This window comes from Pseudomonas sp., assembly GCF_036404235.1.
GTDB lineage: Bacteria > Pseudomonadota > Gammaproteobacteria > Pseudomonadales > Pseudomonadaceae > Aquipseudomonas.
This window is the reverse complement of the sequence record NZ_DASWOT010000197.1, coordinates 1-5,599: the sequence shown is the minus strand read 5'-3', so window position 1 is coordinate 5,599 and position 5,599 is coordinate 1. Positions and strand designations below refer to the sequence as shown.

The 5,599-nt window shown below is 58.7% G+C and carries 4 protein-coding genes; 3 read left to right on the top strand and 1 reads right to left on the bottom strand.

Features of this window, described 5'->3' with window-relative positions; genetic code table 11:
* Nucleotides 1-2,064 (bottom strand): LPS-assembly protein LptD (locus tag VGC62_RS24800; protein ID WP_331189721.1); only part of this gene is annotated, 2,064 nt, incomplete at its 3' end.
* Nucleotides 2,065-2,193: 129 nt separating this feature from the next.
* Between VGC62_RS24800 and VGC62_RS24795 the strand changes: the two genes are divergently transcribed.
* Genes VGC62_RS24795 through VGC62_RS24785 form a run of 3 tightly spaced genes read left to right on the top strand, consistent with a single transcriptional unit; the run spans nt 2,194 to nt 4,707 of the window.
* Nucleotides 2,194-3,210 carry an aminoglycoside phosphotransferase family protein gene (locus VGC62_RS24795; RefSeq protein ID WP_331189720.1) on the top strand — a complete coding sequence of 339 codons (1,017 nt, stop codon included), beginning with the start codon at nt 2,194-2,196 and terminating at the stop codon, nt 3,208-3,210.
* 57 nt (nt 3,211-3,267) lie between these two features.
* A complete protein-coding gene (gene murU / locus VGC62_RS24790; protein WP_331189719.1) occupies nt 3,268-3,936 on the top strand; it encodes an N-acetylmuramate alpha-1-phosphate uridylyltransferase MurU in 669 nt (222 codons plus the stop codon).
* Nucleotides 3,937-4,707, top strand: coding sequence for a TerB family tellurite resistance protein (locus VGC62_RS24785; RefSeq protein ID WP_331189718.1), 771 nt, complete (start codon nt 3,937-3,939; stop codon nt 4,705-4,707). It abuts the gene before it with no gap.
* Nucleotides 4,708-5,599 lie beyond the last annotated feature (892 nt).

Below are 5,599 nucleotides of genomic sequence, written 5' to 3'. Positions count from 1 at the left end.
GTTGTCCTCGATCCAGCGGTTGGTCACGCCCAGCGACAGTTTGTTTTCGTCGCCGATACGGTCGGAGCCGACGAAGCGGTTGTCGCGGAACAGCGAGGCGTAGTTGAACGTTGTCTCACCCGAGTCGAAAACCGGGATGTCTGTCTGGTCCTTGTTAGGTACATACAGATAGTACAGACGCGGTTCGAGGGTCTGACGATAGTCCTTGCCAAACCACTGGGTGTTCCGGTCGAAATACAGGCCGCTATCGACGCTGAAGATCGGAATGCTGCGGTTTTCGGAGCTGTTGTACTGCTCATCAGACAGCAGCGTACTTTTGCCGCGGCTGTCCAGGTCCAAATCGTATTGGGTGTAGACATACTTCAGCTTGGGCGTTACGAAACCGTAGGAGGCAGTCAGCGGCAAGCTGATCGACGGTGCAAGGTTCAGTCGATCGCCATTGGCGCGTGCCAAACCGACAACGTTTCTATCCAGGCGAGGAGTGGAAATCCCGTCTTTATCGGTGTAGTCGCCGGTTCTCAGATCGCGGTCAAAGCGAACCAGCTCGGTCTCGTAGCCGAACTGCAAACCTTCTGGATGATAAGGAAGCGTGCCGTTCAACGTCAGTTGAGGCAAGCGACCGTACGGCGTGATGTCCGTGACGTTGGCCAGCTCATATCGCTGCACGTTCATGCGACCGACATAGCTGTCGCCACGATAGGTCAAATCAGCCTGCTGATTGATGTAGTCGTGAGTACCGAGACCTTCCTGGCCGGTTTTCAAATCCTTGAAGTAGTACGGATCGCTGATGTCGGTGTAGTCGACATGAGTTGCCCAGCGCGAATCCAGACCACCTTTGTGCTGCCAGTTGACCATCCAACGCTTGTCGGTGTAGTTCGACTGGTCTTTACGATCATCATCGTCGTCGTTCAGGTACGCGCCGCCGAACTGACCTTCGCTGCTCTTGGTCAGGTAACGGAACTCGCCTTCCATCAACAGGCCGCGTTTGGCCATGTAGGTGGGGTACAACGTGGCGTCGTAGTTAGGCGCCAGGTTGAAGTAGTAAGGCGTGAGCAACGACAGGCCAGTGTCGCTGCTGGCACCGATGGTCGGTGGCAGGAAGCCGGACTGGCGACGGTCGTCGATCGGGAAGTAGATATAAGGCGTGTACAGAATCGGTATGTCTTTGACCCGAAGCGTGGCGTTGGTCGCCGTGCCGAAACCGGTAGCCGGGTTCAGCGTGATGTTGTTGCCCTTGATGGTCCAGGCGTTGCTGCCCGGTTCACACGTGGTGTATGTACCGTCTTTCAAGCGGATGATCGCGTTTTCTGCACGCTTTGCGTACAGCGCGTTACCCCGCACGTTGGATTTGTGCAGCACGTATTCGGCGTTGTCGATCTGGGCTTCGCCCGTGTCGAGTTGCACCTCGGCATGGTCGCCGACGATCAGCGCGCCGTTGTCGCGCAGACGCACATCGCCGTTGAGCTCACCACGGTTTTCGGCTTGATGCAGCGAGGCTTCCTGAGCCTGTAGCTGCATGCTGCCCTGGCGCATGACAACGTCACCGGCCAGGGTCGCAACCTGTTCTTCCTGCTCATAACGCGAAGCTTTGGCGCCGATGAATGTCGGAGCCTCGCTCTTCGGCGTTTTGTCATCCATGCCAGGACGAATCGGCTCGACATACGCGCCAGAGCAATACGGACCGGTCTCGGCCAGTTGCGCGGCAGTCAGCTGTTCACGGGGAACCCAGTCCAGGTGGCTGTAGTCGGCACTGCGCGATTTAAGGCCACGGCCTTTGGCCTCGGTGACCAGCATCGTTTTGGGCACGACTTCGCCATCCGTGGTGGTCTGGGATTCAGTCACCGTGCCGTTGGAGCTGACACTGGACGCACTGTGTACCGGTCGCGGTGGCAACTGCACAGCAGTTGCTTTTGGTGCGCAATCCCAGGAGCCTGCAGCGGATACCGAGCAGTCAAACTGTTCTGCCGCCACCGCGTATTGGATGGCTAGGGGTTGCATGGCCAGCAAACTGCCGGTTACGAGCAACGGAAATTTTTTACGAAACGCGGGGGATTTCAATGCCATCTTATTAATCCGGGCTTCCTGCGCGCCATCTGCCCGCGGGGGGGCCGCACGCCTCTCGATGGGCTGAAAAAGATGTCGGATAATAAAGCATGACCCGCTTGACGGCTAGCGCCGTCGGAGACCCTTGCAATGCCAGATCAAGATGTACGCCTGCAACACCTGAAAGTTTGGCTCGATGAGCAGCTTCCCACGCTGTTTCGCGCTCAAGGCTGGGGCGCGATACCCCCGGCTACGTTGACTGCGGCCAGTAGCGACGCGAGTTTCCGTCGTTACTTCCGCTGGGAAGGCGAGGGGCGAACTTTTATCGTCATGGATGCTCCTCCCCCTCAGGAAAACTGCAAATCGTTCGTTGATATCGCTCATTTATTAAGTGAGTCAGGCATTAATGTTCCGAAAATTTATGCCGAAGACCTGACGCAAGGCTTCCTTTTGCTGAACGACCTGGGTCGAAAAACCTACCTCGACGTGATCGATGAGCAAAACGCGGATCAATTATTTGCCGACGCCATCGATGCGTTGCTGGCTTATCAGCAGTTGCCGATGGATGCTCCGCTGCCGAGCTATGATGTGGCGTTGTTGCGTCGTGAGCTTGAGCTGTTTCCAGAGTGGTATGTAAAGCATCATCTGGGTATCGAGTTCGATCAGGCGCAGCAGGCGAGTTGGCAGCGGGTCAGTGATCTGTTGATTGAAAGCGCCCTCGCACAGCCCAAAGTGTTGGTACACCGCGACTTTATGCCGCGCAATTTGATGCTCAGTGAGCCCAATCCTGGCGTGCTGGACTTTCAGGACGCGGTTTACGGGCCAGTGACATATGACATCACTTGCCTGTTCAAGGACGCATTCTTGAGCTGGCCGCAAGAGCGTGTGTCCACGTGGCTGAAGCGGTATTGGCAAAAGGCCGGTGCGCTGGGTATCCCGGTGCAGGCGAGTTTCGATGAGTTCCTGCGGGCCAGCGATTTGATGGGCGTGCAGCGACACCTGAAGGTCATCGGTATTTTCGCGCGTATTTGCCACCGTGACGGCAAGCCGCGCTACGTCGCCGACGTCCCGCGCTTCTTTTCCTATATAGAAGCGGTATTGGCGCGCCGACCTGAACTGATCGAACTCAGCAATTTGCTGACCAGCCTTGGTCAGCCCAAACAATAAACGACAGAACCAAGGTGTCGATGTGATGAAGGCCAGGACTGTTTTGAAGAGGGATGCATGAAAGCGATGATTCTCGCGGCAGGCAAAGGCGAGCGCTTGCGCCCGCTGACTCTGCACACGCCCAAACCGCTGGTTCGCGTCGGCGGTATTCCTCTGATCGAATACCACCTGAGAGCCTTGCGCGACGCAGGGTTTGAGGATGTGGTCATCAATCACGCCTGGCTCGGCCAGCAGATCGAAGACTACCTGGGTGACGGCGCGCAATGGGGCATGAACATTCGTTATTCACCTGAGGGCGAGCCGCTGGAAACCGGGGGTGGTATTTTTCGTGCGCTGGCGTTGCTCGGCGATGAGCCTTTTCTGGTGGTCAACGGCGACATCTGGACGGACTGCGACTTCACTGCCCTGAACGCGCCCATTAATACGTTGGCACATCTGGTACTGGTCGATAACCCTGCGCACCATCTCGGTGGCGATTTCGCCTTGGTGGGTGGCCAGGTGCGGGACGATGCAAGTTTGCCTCGGCTGACTTACAGCGGCATTGCGGTGCTGCATCCCGGGCTGTTTGCTGGCTGCGTCGACGGCGCATTCAAACTGGCGCCATTGCTGCGTGATGCGATGGCTAAAGGGCAGGTTACTGGCGAGCACTTCACCGGCCACTGGGTGGATGTTGGGACCCATGAGCGTCTGGCTGAAGTCGAACAACTGCTTGCGGTGAAGCGCTAGATGCTGTGGCCAGGCACACTGATTGGCGCTGGTTTGGGCTACGCGATTGCCAGCATCCCAGGCGCGATGCTCGGAGCGTTGTTAGGGCAAGCTCTGGACCGACGTCTTGAATTACACAGCTGGGCGCACCTGCGTGAGCGCCTGGGTGGGCGCGCTGTCCCCCGCGACGATGAGCTTATTTTCATTCTGCTGGGGCGGCTGGCCAAAAGTGATGGCCGGGTTGTGGATGGGCATATTCAGCAGGCGCGCGAGGAAATGCGTCGTCTGGATTTGAGCGAGCTGGCACAACGTCGCGCCATTGAGGCGTTCAATCGTGGCAAGGACGGGCGTGACAATCTGCGTGGTTTTCTGCGTCGCTTGAAGACTCAGCCACACGCGGCAGAAGGGCTTTTGCGTGCTTGCTGGCGTATGGCCTGGGCCGACGGCAAGGCGTCTCGGGGCGAGCGCGAGCTGATCGTGCTGTGGGGCAAGTGGCTGGGCTGGTCGGCGGACAGGGTCCAGGCGCTGTCTTGCGCCGAGGACGATCCGCAGCAACGGCGGCCGCTCGGCAATGGCGATGAGTATCAGGATGCGTTGCGTTTGCTTGGGGTAAAGACAGACTCAGAACCCGCACAGATCAAGCGCGCGTACAGGCGGCTGTTGAGTCGGCACCATCCGGACAAGGTCGCCGGGACGGGCGCAACTCAACTACAAGTGCGCGATGCCACCGAGCGCACACGCGAATTACACAATGCCTACACGCTGATTCGGGATCGACGTGGGTTTCGTTAGGTCGTAAACGAATTCGTCAGCTACAGCGGGTTGAAGACATCCGTCACTGGCGCGCCGCGCCGGATAAGCCGCGGCGGGTAATTGTGGTCGAGGTTACAGAACGCGCTTCATCTGTAGGAGCCAACGTGTTGGCGAGGCATCCAGCGCGGTGCGCCTGAAACACCGCCTCGCGAACAAGTTCGCTCCTACAGCGGTGTGTGGAAGGCATCCGCCAATGGCGCGCGGCGCCGGATGAGCAGCGGCGGGTAATTGTGGTCTGTAGGAGCCAACTTGTTGGCGAGGCATCCAACGCGGAGCGCCTGAAACACCGCCTCGCGAACAAGTTCGCTCCTACAGCGGTGTGTTGAAGGCATCCGCCAATGGCGCGCCGCGCCGGATGAGCAGCGGCGGGCAATTGTGGTCTGTAGGAGCCAACGTGTTGGCGAGGCGTCCAACGCGGTGTGCCTGAAACACCGCCTCGCGAACAAGTTCACGCCTACAGAGGTTGTGTGGAAGGCATCCGCCAATGGCGCGCCCCGACGGATAAGCAGCGGCGGGCAATTGTGGTCGAGGTTACAGAACGCGCTTCATCTGTAGGAGCCAACGTGTTGGCGAGGCGTCCAACGCGGTGCGCCTGGGACACCGCCTCGCGAACAAGTTCACTCCTACAGCGGGTCCATTGCCGTGTGAAGGCGTCCGCCACGCCGGATGAGCAGCGGCGGGCAATTGTGGTCGAGGCTGCAGAACGCGTTTCATCTGTAGGAGCCAACTTGTTGGCGAGGCATCCAGCGCGGTGTGCCTGAAACACCGCCTCGCGAACAAGTTCGCTCCTTGGCCGAGGTCATTTCAAGAGTCATTGACTCTCCAACCACCCTCGCACTCGCCTCGTCAGTTGCTCTTGCTCGGTGGCTGA